Here is a 17,193-nt window from a genome sequence, read left to right as displayed (position 1 = left end):
TTACAGACCTCCAAATCTGCGGTTTCTGTGATTAAATTCATCGATGGCTCTATTCAGCTCCTCCTGTGAGAAATCCGGCCAGGCCACCGGTGTGAATATAAGCTCCGCATAGGCCAGCTGCCAAAGCAGAAAATTGCTGATACGCAGCTCTCCACTCGTGCGGATCATCAAATCCAGCTCCGGCATATCCGCTGTCATCATATAGCTGCCAAAAGCATCCTCGTCGATTTCCGTGCTCGCCTTCCCCTGCTGTACATCCTGTGCATATCTCTGCGCGGCCAATGTGATTTCACGGCGGGAACCGTAATTGACAGCCAGACAGAGAATCAGCCCCGTGTTCTCCTGCGTCTGCTCAACGGCTGTGGTAATGACACGGCGTGTCTCATCCGGGAAGCGTTCGATTTCCCCGAGAAAGGTTACCTTGATATTATTCTTTTTCAGCTCTGCCAGATAGCGGTTAAAAAAAAGCTTCGGAAGCTTGCACAGATAATCAACCTCATCCTGCGGACGTTTCCAGTTCTCCGTGGAAAACGCGTAGCAGGTCAGTGCTTTCACTCCCATCGTATTGCATGCGATGGCGATTTTTCTTATATTTTCCGCGCCCTGCTTATGTCCGGCAGTTCTCGGCAGACCTCGTTTCTTAGCCCAGCGTCCATTTCCATCCATGATGATGGCAATGTGCTGCGGTATGATTCTTGTATCCATAAGGATTCATCCTCCTACAATCATTATCGCGTGTTCATCAGAACAGAATTATTATACCATACTTTCCATGAACTACCATACTTTTACAGCTATACAGCTGAATTTGATTCCCTTTTTTTACATATGGCACAAGAAAAGAGATGCTGCTTGCCAGACATCTCCTGTATGTGTTTAAACCTTCATGATTTCCTTTGCTTTTGTATCCACAGCAGAATCAATGGACTTTCCGATTTTATCCGTCAGCTTCTGGATTTTCTCCTGTGCATCCTTCTTCAGATCCTCTGTCAGCTCTTTATCCTTCTTCACTGCATCATTTGCATCACGACGGATATTACGGATAGCGATTTTTGCTTCCTCTCCCATTTTATGAGCGGATTTCGCCAGCTCCTTACGGCGTTCCTCTGTCAGCGCTGGAACATTCAGACGAATAACTTCTCCATCACTCTGTGGAACCAGACCGGTATCGCTTGTCTGAATCGCACGTTCAATGTCCTTCAGCGTGCCGCGGTCATACGGTTTGATGACAAGCTGACGTCCCTCAACAACCTTAACGGATGCCACCTGATTGATCGGTGTCGGGCTTCCATAATATTCAAACTGCACATGGTCAAGCAGAGATGCGTGTGCCATACCGGTACGAATCGTTTTCAGATCCTCCTCCAGTACGGCTACAGCCTTCTTCATTTTTTCTTCCGCATGATTTAAGATTTCCATAGTATTACTTCCTTTCCTTTGTGATAACGGTTCCCGTAATATCCCCCTGTACAGCCTTCAGGATATTGCCGTGCTCATTCATATTGAACACCACCAGATCGATGTCATTGTCCATGCACATGCTGGTAGCTGTCGTATCCATGACAGCCAGCCCCTCCTGAATCAGGTCCATATACGTAAGCGTGTCATATTTTACTGCATCCGGATTGGTCTTCGGATCCGCGTTGTATACACCGTCCACGCCGTTTTTTGCCATCAGAATCACATCAGCTCCGATTTCGCTCGCACGAAGAGCCGCTGTGGTATCCGTTGAGAAATATGGATTTCCTGTTCCGGCACCGAAAATTACAACACGGCTTTTTTCCAGATGACGGTTTGCACGACGCACAATAAACGGTTCAGCAACCTTCTGCATTTCAATCGCTGTCTGTACACGGGTAGGAACACCTTCCTGTTCCAGCGCACTCTGTACTGCCAGTGCATTGATTACAGTTGCCAGCATCCCCATATAGTCTGCCTGCACACGTTCGATGCCCATGGTTTCCGCCATCTTGCCGCGGATGAAATTCCCCCCGCCGACAACGATTGCCAGATCCACACCAAGCTCATGCACCTGTTTCAGTTCCTTTGCCAGTGAAGCAAGAATTTTGGGATCAAAGGAATTCCCCGGAGAGGACAATGCTTCTCCGCTTAATTTCAGCAATACTCGTTTGTACATAATTACGTCCACCTTTATCATTTTTCGTATGTATGGATTATGAAATCCTTCCGTTCTTATTATAAAGAAAAAGCTTTCAAAAAGGAAGAGGAATATGCTGTTTTTTTCCATTTTATAAATGTTGTCACAAGCACACCCGTCTGCTTCTCTGTATTGGTTTACGTTGCCTTTCCTTAAAAAAAGGACACAAAGAGTGTCCTATTTACCAAATGCCTGGCTCATTACTTCTTCAGCAAAGTTATCTTCACGTTTTTCGATTCCTTCACCTACTGCGTAACGAATAAAGCTTGCGACAGTAGAAGCATGTTCCTTCAGATACTGTCCTACCTTCTGGTCAGGATTCAGGAAAAATTCCTGTTCAACCAGACAAGCGTCCTTCAGATTCTTGGAAACCTTTCCTTCGATGATTCCGGCAAGAACCTTTTCCGGTTTGCTGGCCAGCTTCTCATCGTTTTTCACGATTTCAGTCTGTACCTTACGCTCGTGCTCAACAACCTCAACCGGCATGTCATCACGAGAGACATACTGCGGATTCATACTTGCAATCTGCATTGCCATATCCTTAGCGACTTTTTCATCCGCACCCTTTAATACAGCCAGCGCAGAAATCTTTCCGCCCATGTGCATGTAGGAAGCAAATACTTCATCGTCCGCCTTTTCAACTACAGCCATACGACGCAGAGAGATTTTTTCTCCGATCGTGGCTGTCGCAGTTGTTACCAGATCCGCAATGGTTTCACCGTTCACCGTGCAAGCCAGTGCAGCATCCAGATCCGCAGGCTTGTTGGCAATCAGTGCATTCTTAACTGTTTCCAGCAGCTCCAGGAACTGTTCGTTCTTTGCAACGAAGTCCGTTTCAGAGTTTACCTCGAAAATAACTCCGGTGTTGCCTTCCACACCAACGCGTGTCAGACCTTCTGCAGCGATACGGTCGTTCTTCTTGGCAGCCTTTGCAATACCCTTTTCACGCAGCCAGTCGATAGACTTTGCGATGTCGCCATCACACTCTGTCAGAGCCTTTTTGCAGTCCATCATTCCTGCGCCTGTTTTTTCACGTAATTCTTTTACTAATGCAGCAGTGATCATGATCTTTCCTCCATTTATATTCTTATGTTTTTCTGATTATTCAGCAGTCTTAGGTGCTTCACTTCTTGCGGAATCGTTATTCGCCGGTCTGCTGTCTGCAGCAGGTCGTACGTTTTCACGTCTCTGGTAAGGAGCCTTTGCATTGCGTCCGTTACGGTTACGGTCATAAGGACGACGGTTACGACGTTCCTCGTTTCTCTGACGACGACGTCTTTCGTTTTCTGCAATCTGCTCTTCCACATTGATGATAACATCCTTCATCGTTACATCGTTTTCGTTCTCATCGATATTGTGAGCAACGCTTAACAGACCACCCTTAGCCTCTACAATAGCGTCTGCCATCAGAGTTGTAATCAGTTTTACAGAACGGATTGCATCATCGTTGGAAGCAATCGGGTAATCGACTGTTTCAGGATCACAGTTTGTATCCACCATTGCAAATACAGGGATTCCCAGCTTCTTAGCCTCTGCAACAGCATTGTGTTCTTCTTTTGGATCAATAACGAAGATTGCGTTTGGCAGCTTCTTCATTTCCTTGATTCCGCCCAGGAAGTTTTCCAGACGAGCCTTCTGCTTCTTCACCTGTGCGATTTCTTTCTTAGGGTACAGGTCCAGTGTTCCGTTTGCTTCCATCTCTTCGATTTCAACAAGACGTTTTACACGTTTCTGAATCGTACGGTAGTTTGTTAACAGACCACCCAGCCATCTCTGATTTACAAAGAAGCTTCCGGAGCGAAGTGCTTCCTCAACAACCACAGCCTGTGCCTGTTTCTTCGTACCTACGAACAGTACCTTTCCGCCTTTTTCAGCGATATCTTTCATTGCCGCATATGCAGTGTCCAGCTGTTCCAGAGTTTTCTCCAGATTGATGATGTAAACACCGTTTCTGCTTGCATAGATGTTTGGTTTCATTTTTGGGTTCCATCTGCGAGTCTGATGACCGAAATGTACACCAGATTCCAATAATTTTCTCATTGTTACTACTGACATGATATATCCTCACTTTCCGTTACGCCTCCATCACTTCCACGCGGCAGCAACTTGTCATTGACGCATACACTGCATCTCGAAGCACGGGCTGCCGAATCCATGATGTGTGTAGTGTGCGTGTTCGCACCGTTGTTTATTATATCACATTCATTGTTCTTTTCAATAGTTTTTTTACTTTTCTTGTGCACGCGGGTGTGCATGCGTGTAGGCCTTCTTCAGCCGCTCCTGTGTCACATGGACATATACCTGCGTAGTCGATAGCGATGCATGTCCCAGCAGCTCCTGTACCACACGCAGGTCGGCACCGTTATCCAAAAGATGCGTCGCAAAGGAATGCCGGAACATATGCGGATGCACATGCACGGAAAGTGAGCAGGTATCAGCGGCCAGCTGCATGCGGTACTGTATGCCGCGCGTGGTCAGCCCCTTCCCCCGCTGATTGAGGAACACGATATCGTGTTCCTCCTTCATCCATTGCGGACGCACCTCCTGAAGATAGTGCTCCAGCAACTCCCCTGCCAGCGCATAAAAGGGAACAATGCGCTGCTTGTTTCCCTTACCGTGTATGGTGAGGATGCGATCGTGCAGATCGATATCGTACAACCGAAGGGATGCCGCTTCACTGACCCGCAGACCGCAGGCATACATCAGCTCAAACATCGCACGATCCCGCAGTCCGTCCGGCGTATCCAGATCAAAGCTGCTCAAAAAGGTATCCATTTCATCATAAAACAGAAACTCCGGTATTCGTTTGGCGCGCTTCGGTGTCTTAAAATACAGAAACGGATTCTGCGTGATTCCCACATATTCATTCAGATAGCGGTAAAAGGAACGAAGGGAGGACAGCTTGCGGGCAATCGTGGAGTTTTTCATTTCTCCGCTGACCCCGGGCTTCTCACGCAAAGAGGCGATATAGTTCATGACGATGATGCGATCTGCATCCTGCAGCTCCTCAATTCCCTCTTCCTGTAAAAAAGAGATAAACTCGCGTATATCTCTTTGGTAAGCGGCTCGCGTATGCACACTGCCGCTGTTGAGGGAATCCATGTACTGCAGAAACCGCGCAAGCAGTTCCTCCATCAGTCAAACTCCTTTTTGTATGTATCGATTACGGATAGCGCCTGATTGGCAAATGCCTCCTTGCGTTCCTTCTTCTTTACCTTTTCCAACAGACGCATAATTCCGAAGTTGGCATTCATCGGCTGAAAATAGCGCTCACTGGCATGGGTGATGTAGTGCGCCATCGATCCAATGACACACGTATCCGGCAGCTCCACGACTGCTTTCTCACGCATGAGGTTGGCCATATTCATTCCAGCCAGAAGTCCGCTGGCCGCACTTTCGACATAGCCCTCCACGCCGCACAGCTGACCGGCAAAGAACAGATCATCCCGCTGGACATGCTGATAGGTGGGGCGCAGAACCTTCGGTGCACACAGATAGGAATTGCGGTGCATGACACCATAGCGCACAATGGAAACATTCTCTAAGCCGGGAATCATGGACAGCAGACGCTTCTGCTCTCCCCATTTTAAATGCGTCTGAAAGCCGACGATATTATACAGACTTGCCACGGCATTATCCTGACGCAGCTGGACAACCGCATACGGTGTCGTTCCATCCGGACGCTCCAGCCCAACCGGCTTCATCGGTCCAAACAGCAGTGTCTGCCGGCCGCGGCGTGCCATTTCCTCAAACGGCATACAGCCTTCAAAGTAGGTTTCATCCTCAAACTCGTGCAGCTGTGCGGTTTCCGCATGAATCAGCTCCTCGTAAAAGGCATCAAATTCCTCCCTGCTCATCGCACAGTTGATATAGGCAGCCTCTCCCTTATCATAACGGGATTTAATATATGCCTTAGAGAAATCAATGCTGTCCTTTTCAATGATCGGGGCGGCCGCATCATAGAAATGGAAATAATCCGCATGGGTGTATTCCTGTATGGCTTTGCTTAATGCATCGCTTGTCAGCGGACCGCTGGCAATGATGCAGGGACCATCGGGAATCTGTGTTACCTCTTCCTGTACGACCTCAATCAGCGGATGCTGTTTCAGCTGTTCTGTAATACGCCGGGAAAAGGCCTGACGATCCACTGCCAGCGCACTGCCGGCCGGAACCCGTGTGGCCTCCGCACTCTCCATGATGATGGAATCCAGATGCCGCATTTCCTCTTTCAAAATCCCAACCGCATTGTTCAGGGAATCCGAGCGAAGGGAATTGGAGCACACAAGCTCCGCAAAGTTTTCACTGTGGTGTGCCGGTGAGGACGTTTTCGGCCGCATTTCCACAAGCCGTACCGGAATCTTGCGCTTTACCAGCTGCCACGCCGCCTCACAGCCTGCCAGACCGGCTCCGACAACGGTTACCTTATCCATCATGATTCACTGCCTTCTGCCTCTGCTTCCACAGCCTTCTTCACGGATTTCTTCACTGCCTTTTTCACAACCTTCTTGGTCGTTTTTTTGGCGGCTGCCTTTTTCTTCGGTGCTGCCTTATCGTCCCCTTCCGCCTTTTCCTTCTTCGGTTCCTTTTTGATATAGCGGCATTTCGGATAATTGCTGCAGCCGATAAAGGTCGTACCGAAACGGGATTTTCTTCTTACCAGCTCATGACCGCAGTCCGGACACATTTCTCCGGTAGGCTCCGGTTCTTCCTTCGTCTTGTTGCTTTTGATATATTTACATTCCGGGTAATTGCTGCAGGCAAGGAAGGAGCCGTAGCGTCCTTTTTTCGTCACCATCTTGCTTCCGCATTTCGGGCAGACCTCCTCCACAGCATTTTCATCCTCATCCTCACCTTTGGTATAGCGGCATTCCGGAAAGTTGATGCAGGAGATAAATTTACCGAAACGCCCGATGCGATACACCAGATCGTTCCCGCAGTCCGGACATTTTTCTCCGGTGCGCTCCAGCTCCTTCTTTTCCATATTCTCATATGCATTCTGCAGCAGCGGTTCAAATTCATTATAGAAGGTACGAACCTCTTCAATATTGTTTCGCTCTCCTGCCGCAATCTCGTCCAGGTGATGCTCCATATTCGCTGTATAGGATACGTTGATGATGCCGCTGAAGAATTCCTGCAGCTTGGTGTCGGTCAGCTCGCCCTGTTCACTGGGGATGAAGACCTTCGTCTTACTGCCCTCACTTGGGCGCTCCAAAGAGACATAGCCGCGGGCCTGCAGTGTATCAATGATGATTGCATAGGTGGACGGACGTCCGATTCCCTTTTCCTCCAGATCCTTGATCAGGCGGGCCTCACTGTAGCGAAGCGGCGGCTCGGTGAAGTGCTGCTTACCTTCCAGCTCAACATCCTTGAGCGTTTCCTGTTCTTCCATGATTGGCAGCATTTCATCCTTAACAGTTTCATAATCGCTGTAGATTTTCAGATAACCGTCAAAGGTAAGAATGGAGCCGTTGGCACTGAACTCACAGCCATCGGATACGATCTGTACATTGACCACATTGCTTTTGCTTGGCGCCATTAAGGATGCCAGCGTTCTGGCATAAATCAGCTTGTACAGCTTATACTGATCATTTGTCAGATATTCCTTGACTCTTGCCGGCGTATTCAGAATACTCGTCGGACGAATGGCCTCATGCGCATCCTGTGCATTTTCACTGTTTTTCTGACGGGCACGTCCCTTGTAGTCCTTCCCGTAGGTTTCTTCGATATAGCTTTCCGCGTCCTTGACAAACTGATCACTCAGTCGTGTGGAATCGGTACGCATATAGGATATCAGACCCTCGCTGACTCCTCCCGCAAGCGGAAGTCCCTCATACAGCTTCTGTGCAATCTGCATGGTTTTCTTTGCTCCAAAGCCCAGCTTGGTGCTTGCCTCCTGCTGCAGGGTGGAGGTGATGAACGGCATTCTCGCTTCTTTCTTACGAACCTTCTTTTCAATGCTGCTGACAATGAAGTCATGACAGCAGCGCTCGATGACCGCATTGACCTCCTCCTGCGTTTTCAGGTCAGCCTTCTTGCCGTCAATCTTGTTTAAGGATGCGCTGAACGTCTTTCCATCCTTTTCAATATTGGCAGCCAGTGTCCAGTATTCCTCACTCTTAAACGCGCGGATTTCATTTTCCCGTTCAACGATCAGGCGCAGTGCCACCGACTGCACACGGCCTGCGGATTTGCTTTTTATTTTACTCTGTAACAGCTTGGACAGCTTAAAGCCGATGATGCGGTCCAGCATACGCCGTGCCTCCTGGGATTTCACCAGGTCCTGATCAATCGTACGCGGATGCTCAAACGCCTCCACCACTGCATGCTTTGTGATTTCGTTGAAGATGATACGGTTTTCTTCTTCCATATTCAAATCCAGCACATTTGCCAGATGCCAGGCAATCGCCTCTCCCTCACGGTCGGGGTCACTTGCCAGATATACATGATCGCTTTTTTTCGCGAGGTCCTTCAGCTCCTTAACGACTGCGCGTTTGTCACTGCTGACCTTGTAGGTCGGCTCGAAATCATTCTCAACATCGATTCCCAGACCACCCTTGCCACTTGTCGCAAGATCACGTATATGTCCTTTGGATGAAACAACATGATAGTCGCCACCCAGGTATTTTTCTATGGTTTTGGATTTGGAAGGGGATTCCACAATAACCAGATTTTTCATGTTATGCCTCCTAGCAATTAAATATACGTCTCCTATTATTCGCACAAATTCCTGTTTTGTCAAACATTTTTTAAAAAATAAGGCGCAGATCGTCCTCATCCACAAGGATATTTGCCCCCTGTGAGATCAATAGATTGCAGCCGGTTCCAGCCTCATCCAGATAAGCGTGAGGCACACAGTAAACAGGAATATCCAGCTCCAGCGCCTCATTTACCGTCAGCAGCGAACCACTTCTTCGACGGGCCTCCACAACGATAACGGCCTCACTCAATGCGGCGATAATCCGATTTCGCCATGGAAAGTGGTACGCATAGGGCTTTGTTCCGTTTGGATACTCACTGATAATCAGCTGCTTTTTGCGCATAACAGCATACAGGGACGCATGCTCCTTTGGATATACGACATCCAGACCACAGCCAATTACTGCAATCGTATGCTGATCCAGTGCACTGCGATGCGCCTGTCCATCAATTCCCCTAGCAAGACCGGACACGATGACGAAGCGCTCTTTCATACAATCGGTAATACGCGCACAGTTTCTTAGCCCCGCAGCACTCGCCTGCCGACTGCCGACAATACCGCAGCCCGGTTTCTGAAGCAGTGTCATGTCACCCTCATAAAACAATATCCACGGCGGACAGGCAAGCCTTCGCAGCTTGTCGGGATAGGCCTGATCAGCAATCGTCACATAGCTTCCCTCATACGCCATCCGCGTCCAGGGCTCCTGCCTGTCCAGCGCAAGCTTCATCTTTTTCCAGTCGCCTTCATAGCGCAGTGCATAGCACAATAGTTGTTCTCTCATAATATCACCTCATATGTATATACGAAATGAACATCAAAAACTCCTAAAAAAAACAGGAATTTTTTCCTGCTTTTCATGAAAAACATCTGTGCTAAGGTACTCCGCGTGTTTCACTCAGCCCTTTTTCGGCTTAATGACTTCTTCCAGCGCATCCTTCGCTGCATCATCTACCAGAATTTCTCTGGCACTTGTCAGGAAGGAAGCCATATTCTGCATTTCGCTTGGCACAACAATCTTGGTCGCTTTGCCATCCGCCATTTTCTCATAGGTTTCCAGACTCTTCAGACTCAGATATTCCTTCGTCGGGTTGGCATTTTTAATCATCTCAATACCACGGGCCTGTGCTTCATAAATACGCTCCATTGCACGTGCCTGTCCTTCCGCCTCCGCAATCATTGCTTCCTTCTTTGCATTAGCACGCAGCACCATCGCTTCCTTTTCACCCTCGGCAGTCAGGATATTGCTTCGTTTTTCACCCTCTGCACGAAGGATGGATTCACGTCGTTCACGCTCTGCACGCATCTGCTTTTCCATCGCTTCCTGAATGTCGCGCGGCGGGATGATATTTTTAACCTCTACACGGTTCACCTTAATGCCCCATGGATCTGTTGCTTCATCCAGAATCGCACGCATCTTCGTATTGATAATATCACGGGAGGTCAGCGTTTCATCCAGCTCCAGATCACCGATGATATTACGCAGTGTGGTCGCTGTTAAATTTTCAATCGCGGTGATCGGTCCTACAACACCATACGTATACAGCTTTGGATCGGTAATCTGAAAATATACAACCGTGTCAATCTGCATGGTTACATTATCCTTGGTGATAACCGGCTGCGGAGCAAAATCCTTCACAACCTCCTTCAATGTCACCTTATTCGAAACACGATCCACAAAAGGAACCAGAATATGAATTCCTGTGTTCCAAGTTGTATGATAGGCACCCAGTCGTTCAACGACATATGCCTTTGCCTGCGGCACGATACGGATGAGGTAGGCAAACAGCCCAACCAGAATCAGCGCAACTACAACAAGCAGTATAATCTGAAATACACTCATCATCATTACCTTCTTTCTTTTTCTATCTTTCGCTTACTCTTTTTACAAGTAACTTAGCACCTTCAATAGCGACAACCTTGACCTTTGCACCTTCCTCGATGGAATCATCATCCACAGGAACCGCATGCCACATTGTCCCATTCACCTTGACCTCGCCCCATTCATCCTTTGTCACAAGACTGGTTACCTGCGCAATCTCACCGATAAAGCGATCGGCATTGGTAGGCACCGTATTCCCACGCAGATAACGTGAGGCTATCGGACGCACAATCAGCATACTGGCAAGTGAAACAACAACAAAGCATACAATCTGCACCCACAGCGGAAGATTGATCAAAGCCGTCAGCGCTCCGATTACACCTCCCACGGCAAACCATATGGAAATCAATGCAGTAGGTGTCGCCAGTTCAACCAGAACCGCGCCTACGCTAATGGCAATCCAGATCAGTACCATAATCCATTCACCCCTTATCTGCAGCCAGCTCATGGAGATCTGCAATCAGCATATTCTCCGTTTCATCATAGGCCGCGTTGATTTTCAGTCCGTTGATCGGCTGATTGATCATACCGGAAATCTCCTCAATGATCATTTTGTTGCTGATTCTTGCATATCCTTTTCCAACAGACACCTTATGCAGCTGATCCATGGATACCAGATGCAGATCAATTTCCCGTTTTGTAACGGGACGTATTCCCAATTTCAGGCTATCCTTATCCAGTCCGATCATGGCCCAGCGCACATCCTCAAAATAAGAGGCAGCGCTGCTGTTCAAGGTAATGTTATTCGGATACAGTGTCAATACAAGCGTATATACATTGCCTTTTACCCATGTAAACATCCTGCCACCGCCTTTCCTGTTCCTTATCCATAGTATAGTACGGTTTCTCTTATTTTGCAACACATTTTCATACACTTCTTATTTTTCTTATTATTTTTTACAAAATTTAAAAAAAGCAGCCTTCACTGCTTAAATATCCAGCACCAGCTGCCGCATGGCAGCTACCGGACCATAGCTTTCCCGATACAGCCCTGTAATCACACCATAGGTATGCAGTGCCTCTATATGAGCCTTTGTCGGATAGCCCTTGTGACGCGCAAAGCCGTATTGGGGATACTGCCGGTCATACGCTTCCATCATACAATCCCGTGTAACCTTGGCCAAAATGCTTGCGGCTGCAATACTGACGCTTTTCTGATCTCCCTTAACAAGGGAAATCACATCCCGCTCATTATGAGGAAGCGGCATGGCATCCGTTAAAACACCGTCCGCATGTGCAAACATATCGCTTATATCCTGCATCGCCCTCTGGGTCGCACGATAAATATTCAATTCATCGATAATCTTCGGCTCGATGATACGTATATGATATTCCAGCGCCTGCGCAACCACCTCATGGAAAAGGGCTCTTCGCTTCTTATCGCTCAGCTTCTTGGAGTCGTAAATTTCCGGATGGGAATACCCTGGTGGAAAGGCAACGGCCGCAACGACAAGAGGTCCGGCAATGGGACCTCTGCCTGCTTCATCGATGCCTACAATGCAGCGCTTTCCCTGCTGCCACCATACCTGTTCATACTCATTCGCTGTCTGCATACGGCATCTCCCACGTAATTCTTCCCAGCTTGTCATCCCGCAGCTCCCGCAGGAAGGTTTCAATGGTACGCTTCTCATCCATTTCACCCTTGCGCATAAAGCCGCGCTTTTCTGCAATTCGCTCCAGCATGATATAGGGATCCTCGCACACGGCAATGTCATAGCGCTGCTGCAGCGCCTCTTTGTGGTTCGCAATCAGATACCGCATCGCCCAGGCCGCAATTTCCTCCAGCGGGAGGATTTCATCACGTATCGCTCCCGTGATAGCCAGCAGAACACCGACGGTTTCATCCTCAAATTTCGGCCACAGCACCCCCGGAGTATCGAGCAGCTCCAGATTCTGGTTCACCTTCGACCACTGCAGTGCCCTTGTCACACCCGGACGATCTCCGGTGACAGCCACCTTTTTTTTGGATATCCGGTTAATAAAAGTGGATTTACCGACATTCGGCACTCCGACAACCATTGCACGAATGGCACGGGGACGGATGCCTCTTCGCTTCATGCGTTCGATTTTCGCCTGCATGAGCAGACGGCTTTCCTCCACGATTCTCGCTATGATATTCTCCTTCAGAATATCCAGCGCCACAACGCGTGTGGTTTCATTCTGCAACGCACTGCACCACAGCTTTGTCGCCGCAGCATCCGCCTTATCCTTTTTGGAAAGTACGATCAGCCGCGGCTTGTTCTGACACAGCTCCTCAATCATCGGATTCTTGCTGGCACTTGGAATGCGGGCATCCCGCAGCTCGATCACCATGTCCACCATGTTCAGCTTCTCCTGCATTTCCCGCTTCGCCTTGGTCATATGACCAGGGAACCATTGAATGCGTATTTTATCATCCGCCATTGCCTACATACCTCGCTTTCGAAAACGGCTGGTAAACAAACACCCCTCTGGCGATGATCTGTTCCCGCTGAAACGGCCCTACAGCATCATTTCTTGAATCCAGAGATTCATTACGGTTATCACCAACCAGCAGATATTCATTCTTCCCCAGCTTTTTTGATATATAATCCTGTGTAAAATAAAGCTTATTCGCACTTTTTTTCACCTGTTCCACATACTTCTTATCCAGAAACGGTTCCTCCATCGCCTTTCCATCCACGTACAGAACATCCTCACGGTAGCTGATCGTTTCTCCAGGCAACCCGATGACACGCTTGACCCACAAATCATCACTTCGATATTCTCTGGCAACAACCACATCAAAGCGCTTAATTTCACCGACATAGTTTGCTGCCATATTGATGATTACCGACTCACCTTCCACCAGCGTGGGATACATGGAGGTGCCTCTGACTTCCTCCTTGCGTGCTACAAAGACCAGAATGACCATTGCCGCCACTACAGTGATCAGAATCAGTCGGGCAAAGTCAAGGATAGTATATACAATGTCCAGATTGCTTCTGGTTCTTTTGTTTTTGTTCATATCTTATTCCGCCACTCTCATTTTATTAAACGGCAGCACAATGAAAAAATCCACTGCCTTGATATCCCCGCGCTTGAAGGCCCCCATTTCGCGGGAGTCCTTGCTTGCATAGCGATTGTCCCCCATCAGATAATATTCGTCCTCTCCCAGCTGCACCTCATCAAAATCCTCTGTGAATTTATAATTTTCCGTCAACCGGATACTATCCGCATAATCATTGTCAAGATAAGGCTCCTGAATAGCTGTATCATTGATGTATACCATATCCCCACTGGCGCGGATCCGCTCACCGGGCAGACCGATGACACGCTTCACCCAATAGGTATGCGTCTTCTTCTTGTCATAGACAATCACGATATCACCGCGCTTGATTTCCTGAAAATGACCGGAAAACGCATTGCCAAATCCGAATTCACCCGTTTTCAGCGTCGGATACATACTGCCTCCCTGTACACGCAGCGGCCGCACAAGATAATTGGCTGTTAGATACACCAGCACAAAACAGACAAGGAATATTTTCAGTAATGAAAACAGGTTGGAAAAAATCACGCCTGCCAGTGATTCGTGTTCTTCCAGTCTGTGTCTGTCCTTCTCCTGCTTCTGCATCGTACACCCTCCAGCCTAAAATAAAAAGTCGAGCAAGACCCGACTTTTTTCCAGCTTAACGAACTTCTTTAATACGAGAAGCCTTACCAGAACGTCCGCGTAAGTAGAATAATTTGTTTCTTCTAACCTTACCGTTACGTACAACTTCGATTTTTTCAACAATTGGAGAGTGAATCGGGAATGTTCTTTCTACACCGATCTGGTTAGAGATTTTACGAACAGTGAATACTTCGTTGATTCCTCCACCCTGCTTTGCGATAACCAATCCTTCAAATACCTGAATACGGGATTTGTCACCCTCTTTGATCTTAACGTGTACTCGAACGGTACTACCTGATTTAAAGAATGGGACATCTTTCTTCAATTGTGATTTTGTTACTTCATTTACTAACTGCATGTTCATAATAATGGCGCTCCTTTTCTATTCATCATAACGTAGAGGCTCTTGAATCATACTGTTCAGCGGAACCGCGTGCCATAAAGGCTTATATATGATATCACAGATCTGGGATATTTGTAAATACTTTTTCAGCCATTTTTTTACAGCGGTAAAGAAGAAGTCGTTTTCAGAAAGGTCGGGTCCTTTCTGCTATTATCATACCATTTTCACCAACTAAAAAAAAGGAGAATGCCGAATTTTACAAAGAAAATCCGAACTGCTCTCCTCCATTTTCAGCCTGCGCTATCCAGCGTTTCCAAATAGGCGAGCATTTGCGAAATATCCTCTGCAATCATCGTCCGTTTACTGCGTTCAATCTGCAGATTTTTTCCGGTCATAATATAGGAAGGAAACAAACGGATATCTCCATCCATCCAGATGCTGCTGCGCAGTCTGTAGGTGGAACCGGCAGGAATGCGCGCTGTATGATTACGCCTGGCAATCATGGTATGCACGCGTATCGCAACATCCCCCATCAGCATAATCACACGCAGATTTTCAAACAGCTTCAGCTCTTCCTCCAGAATGACAGAGCTTTCCTGCAGCTGCTGTTTGGTAAAGCCTTCCCTTGGTTTTGGCAGCTTGCAGGCATTGGTTACGTAAATCCCCCGCGCAAGCAGATGAGCAGGTTCTGAATCCGAAAAAAACGAGCGCAATGATACAGCATATTCACCATCCGTATTCCCATAAAAATCATCTTCATTCCTTAATGGTGCACATTCATTCACCATTACCACACGTATGTGTTCAGGCAGTATCTCTATGTCATTCATAGCCAGCGCCGTATGGGAATACTGTTCCAGATAGCTCTTCATATTCATTTTGAATCTCTCCTTTTCCCAAAAGTATAGCACACCTTCATCGACAGCGTATTGTCATATTCCAAAAAAGGCTAATACAGACCGTATAGGACTGATGGCCTTCATTATGTATTTCTAACCAGTCTTATACTTATCTCCGACATATTTTACCATTGAGATACAAATCCCAGACAAGCTGTCATGATTATTACTTATCAATATAGTGTATGATAATACAGCACGTATCGATCTGTTTCAGTAACTAGCAGTGTTTATTTAAACAGACGCCTTATCTGATACCAATCGTTTTACACGTACTTATACTGCAGCAGATAGAACCAAGTAGTATTGTAAAAAGGCAAAGGACTTCCTTTTATCCTTCACCTTGTTCCTTCTCAGCTTTAATTTCATCCAGCAGCTTCCGTTCTTCTTTTGTAAACTCACGATTTTTCAATAAATCCGGACGTTTCTCCATCGTCTTCTTCAACGATTCCTTTAGCCGCCATTTACGGATATTGGCATGATGACCACTCAGTAAAACATCGGGTACCCGCATTCCCTCATATTCGATGGGACGGGTAAATTGCGGATACTCCAGCAGACCGTTTTCAAAAGAATCATCGCTGTGACTTTCTTCTTTAATAACGTGATCCAGCAGTCGTATGACTGCATCGGAAATCACCAGCGCAGCACCTTCTCCTCCGGTCAATACAAAATCCCCAAGAGATACCTCCATATCCACAAAGGAACGAATGCGCTCGTCAAAGCCCTCATAGTGTCCGCAAAGAATGATCAGATGCTTGATTTCGGAGGCAAAGCGGTGAGCCAGCTTTTGATCAAAGCGATTCCCCTGCGGTGTCATCATAATGACAAAGGAATCCTCACTGCGCACCGATTTCAGACAGTCAACGATTGGCTGGCAGGAAAGCACCATCCCCTGTCCGCCGCCGCACGGTGTATCGTCCACATGATTGTGGCGGTCTAACGTAAACGCCCGAAAATCCACCGTTTCAAATTCCACAAGCCGCTGCTCCAGTGCCCGCTTGATTATGGATGTGGAACGAAAGCTGTCAAAAAACTCAGGAAACAGTGTCAGAACTGTTATCTTCATACAAGCCCCTCCATCAGCTCCACCTTCATCACCTTGTTTTTACGATCAAACTCCTTGACAAAGGCTCTGACAAAAGGAATCAGAATATCCTTATCTTTCGTTTTGACACGCAGGATTGCATTGGCTCCGGTTTCTATGATTTCGCTAACTGTCCCCAGTTGTACACCCTCCATATCATAGACCACGGCATCCTGTAATTCGTGAAAGTACGCTTCAAATTCATCCAGCTCCTGCAGCTCCTCTTCCCGTATGGTCAGCATGCTGCCCTTCCAGCCTTCCACCTGATTGATATCATCATAGCCTTCAAATTTGACAAGCAGCTGTCCCTTGCTTTCCCGTACATGCTGTACCTTCAGGTCAAACTGTCCCTGTGCCAGCTGCAGATGCACAACTGCCCCCTTTTGAAATCGCAGCTGCGGAAAATCCGTAAGCACCTTGACCTTCATTTCACCGCGAAGACCATGTGTATTCACAAGCATACCGATATTGATTTCTTTCATATGTCCTACCTCCAAAA

19 protein-coding genes and 1 pseudogene are annotated in these 17,193 nt (G+C 47.5%); all 20 read right to left on the bottom strand.

Annotation, left to right across the window (positions count from 1 at the left end; genetic code table 11):
* The 20 genes and pseudogenes from ACG3M1_RS11795 to rimM all read right to left on the bottom strand — a co-directional run bounded on the left by ACG3M1_RS11795 (position 1) and on the right by rimM (position 17,176).
* Entirely contained in the window at positions 1–705 is a 705-nt protein-coding gene (locus ACG3M1_RS11795) for an isoprenyl transferase (protein ID WP_008817319.1), read from the bottom strand.
* A 171-nt stretch (positions 706–876) separates the two neighbouring features.
* The gene (frr, locus tag ACG3M1_RS11790) at positions 877–1,419 is read right to left on the bottom strand and encodes a ribosome recycling factor (RefSeq protein WP_395814189.1); all 543 of its coding nucleotides are present in this window, start codon (positions 1,417–1,419) and stop codon (positions 877–879) included.
* A gap of 4 nt (positions 1,420–1,423) precedes the next feature.
* On the bottom strand, positions 1,424–2,137 hold the full coding sequence (pyrH, locus tag ACG3M1_RS11785; protein ID WP_008817320.1) for a UMP kinase: 714 nt from the start codon (positions 2,135–2,137) through the stop codon (positions 1,424–1,426).
* Positions 2,138–2,335: 198 nt separating this feature from the next.
* On the bottom strand, positions 2,336–3,223 hold the full coding sequence (tsf, locus tag ACG3M1_RS11780) for a translation elongation factor Ts (protein ID WP_009269163.1): 888 nt from the start codon (positions 3,221–3,223) through the stop codon (positions 2,336–2,338).
* A gap of 309 nt (positions 3,224–3,532) precedes the next feature.
* Positions 3,533–4,213, bottom strand: a pseudogene (gene rpsB, locus ACG3M1_RS11775) (30S ribosomal protein S2); the annotation flags it as partial.
* Between the two features lie 171 nt (positions 4,214–4,384).
* A complete protein-coding gene (xerC, locus tag ACG3M1_RS11770) occupies positions 4,385–5,293 on the bottom strand; it encodes a tyrosine recombinase XerC (RefSeq protein ID WP_008817322.1) in 909 nt (302 codons plus the stop codon).
* Positions 5,293–6,591 carry a methylenetetrahydrofolate--tRNA-(uracil(54)-C(5))-methyltransferase (FADH(2)-oxidizing) TrmFO gene (gene trmFO, locus ACG3M1_RS11765; RefSeq protein ID WP_395814186.1) on the bottom strand — a complete coding sequence of 433 codons (1,299 nt, stop codon included), beginning with the start codon at positions 6,589–6,591 and terminating at the stop codon, positions 5,293–5,295. Before trmFO ends, xerC begins: the two co-directional genes overlap by 1 nt.
* The gene (gene topA, locus ACG3M1_RS11760) at positions 6,588–8,834 is read right to left on the bottom strand and encodes a type I DNA topoisomerase (RefSeq protein WP_008817324.1); all 2,247 of its coding nucleotides are present in this window, start codon (positions 8,832–8,834) and stop codon (positions 6,588–6,590) included. Before topA ends, trmFO begins: the two co-directional genes overlap by 4 nt.
* Before the next feature lie 70 nt (positions 8,835–8,904).
* Entirely contained in the window at positions 8,905–9,636 is a 732-nt protein-coding gene (dprA, locus tag ACG3M1_RS11755; RefSeq protein ID WP_009269165.1) for a DNA-processing protein DprA, read from the bottom strand.
* Between the two features lie 114 nt (positions 9,637–9,750).
* Entirely contained in the window at positions 9,751–10,695 is a 945-nt protein-coding gene (locus ACG3M1_RS11750; protein WP_002608925.1) for an SPFH domain-containing protein, read from the bottom strand.
* A gap of 22 nt (positions 10,696–10,717) precedes the next feature.
* Entirely contained in the window at positions 10,718–11,149 is a 432-nt protein-coding gene (locus ACG3M1_RS11745; protein WP_002608924.1) for an NfeD family protein, read from the bottom strand.
* A 7-nt stretch (positions 11,150–11,156) separates the two neighbouring features.
* A complete protein-coding gene (locus ACG3M1_RS11740; RefSeq protein ID WP_002608923.1) occupies positions 11,157–11,534 on the bottom strand; it encodes a hypothetical protein in 378 nt (125 codons plus the stop codon).
* A 129-nt stretch (positions 11,535–11,663) separates the two neighbouring features.
* Positions 11,664–12,287: a ribonuclease HII gene (locus ACG3M1_RS11735; RefSeq protein ID WP_008817327.1), complete on the bottom strand. Its 624-nt coding sequence runs from the start codon at positions 12,285–12,287 to the stop codon at positions 11,664–11,666.
* A complete protein-coding gene (gene ylqF / locus ACG3M1_RS11730; RefSeq protein WP_065531277.1) occupies positions 12,271–13,137 on the bottom strand; it encodes a ribosome biogenesis GTPase YlqF in 867 nt (288 codons plus the stop codon). The genes ACG3M1_RS11735 and ylqF overlap by 17 nt, the downstream gene beginning before the upstream one ends.
* The gene (gene lepB, locus ACG3M1_RS11725) at positions 13,127–13,720 is read right to left on the bottom strand and encodes a signal peptidase I (protein WP_008817329.1); all 594 of its coding nucleotides are present in this window, start codon (positions 13,718–13,720) and stop codon (positions 13,127–13,129) included. Before lepB (ACG3M1_RS11725) ends, ylqF begins: the two co-directional genes overlap by 11 nt.
* Positions 13,721–13,723: 3 nt before the next feature.
* Complete coding sequence (gene lepB, locus ACG3M1_RS11720) at positions 13,724–14,326, bottom strand: signal peptidase I (protein WP_395814183.1); 603 nt, start codon at positions 14,324–14,326, stop codon at positions 13,724–13,726.
* Positions 14,327–14,381: 55 nt separating this feature from the next.
* On the bottom strand, positions 14,382–14,729 hold the full coding sequence (rplS, locus tag ACG3M1_RS11715) for a 50S ribosomal protein L19 (RefSeq protein ID WP_002608918.1): 348 nt from the start codon (positions 14,727–14,729) through the stop codon (positions 14,382–14,384).
* Positions 14,730–14,998: 269 nt separating this feature from the next.
* Positions 14,999–15,586 (bottom strand): hypothetical protein, encoded by a 588-nt coding sequence (locus tag ACG3M1_RS11710; RefSeq protein WP_008817330.1) that lies wholly within the window; start codon positions 15,584–15,586, stop codon positions 14,999–15,001.
* A gap of 352 nt (positions 15,587–15,938) precedes the next feature.
* Positions 15,939–16,676: a tRNA (guanosine(37)-N1)-methyltransferase TrmD gene (gene trmD / locus ACG3M1_RS11705; RefSeq protein ID WP_008817331.1), complete on the bottom strand. Its 738-nt coding sequence runs from the start codon at positions 16,674–16,676 to the stop codon at positions 15,939–15,941.
* The gene (gene rimM / locus ACG3M1_RS11700; protein ID WP_008817332.1) at positions 16,673–17,176 is read right to left on the bottom strand and encodes a ribosome maturation factor RimM; all 504 of its coding nucleotides are present in this window, start codon (positions 17,174–17,176) and stop codon (positions 16,673–16,675) included. Before rimM ends, trmD begins: the two co-directional genes overlap by 4 nt.
* Between the last annotated feature and the right edge of the window lie 17 nt (positions 17,177–17,193).

The sequence above is a fragment of the Clostridium sp. 10cd* genome, from assembly GCF_044336395.1.
GTDB lineage: Bacteria > Bacillota_I > Bacilli_A > Erysipelotrichales > Erysipelotrichaceae > Clostridium_AQ > Clostridium_AQ innocuum.
The sequence above is the reverse complement of the archived record's forward strand: the minus strand, read 5'-3'. Positions and strand labels throughout refer to the sequence as shown.